The organism is Mediterranea sp. An20 (genome assembly GCF_002160055.1).
In the GTDB taxonomy this organism is placed as follows: Bacteria; Bacteroidota; Bacteroidia; order Bacteroidales; family Bacteroidaceae; genus Bacteroides; species Bacteroides avicola.
The window spans coordinates 1-720 of sequence record NZ_NFJV01000082.1 but is presented as its reverse complement, the minus strand read 5'-3'; the positions used below and the strand labels follow the sequence as shown (position 1 = coordinate 720).

1 protein-coding gene is annotated in these 720 nt (G+C 59.9%); it reads right to left on the bottom strand.

Features of this window, described 5'->3' with window-relative positions:
* A partial coding sequence (locus B5F34_RS17210) for a hypothetical protein (protein ID WP_140393033.1) occupies positions 1-436 on the bottom strand: 436 nt, incomplete at its 3' end.
* Positions 437-720: the final 284 nt, after the last annotated feature.

Below are 720 nucleotides of genomic sequence, written 5' to 3'. Positions count from 1 at the left end.
ACTCATCCGTTTCGGGAGAAGGGCTACCATAGAAATAGTCCGTCAGGCAGCGGCAGAGGGAGGTCTGCAGCAGGCCTGAGCATCCGGTGGGGGCCGGGCAACGGTCCACGACTGCCTCCACCAGTTGGTACCAGCGGTCCGAACGTTCCAGGTCCGACACCAGCGTGACGCCGTTCAGCAGGTCGAACGAGGAGGACAGCAGGCGCAGGCGGGACACAGGACTAACCGACCCGCTGCGGACTTCGTCCAGCATCCGGTCGAAAAGCCGGAGGCCCCGGGAACGGCACTCGGACAGGCTCTGCGGGAGACCGGGAAGGCCGGGATTCACACCCATCGAAAGAAGGACGTAGAGCGAGCGGTATAGGGTCCCTCCGGCCTCCCTGGCCCCTCCAACCTCCCCCGAAGGGGAGGCTTTAGGATGTTTGTTATTCAACATAGTAATTGGTATTCTTAAGCTCCCCAAAAGGGGAGGATATGAAGCCCCTCCAACCTTCCCCCCAGGCTGTCCGAAAACCTATCAGCTGCTATCATTCTGTCATGGCGAGCAAAGTCGAGCCATCTCACTAAATCTACAGGAACGTGTCTTGAGATCCCTCGACTGCGCTCGGGATGACAGAATGATAGTGTCGGAAGAGTTCTCGGACAATCTCCCCCATGGTTCAGTCATAAGCTCCCCCCTCGGGGGGAGTTGAGGGGGCCATGGGGGGAGTTGAGGGGGCT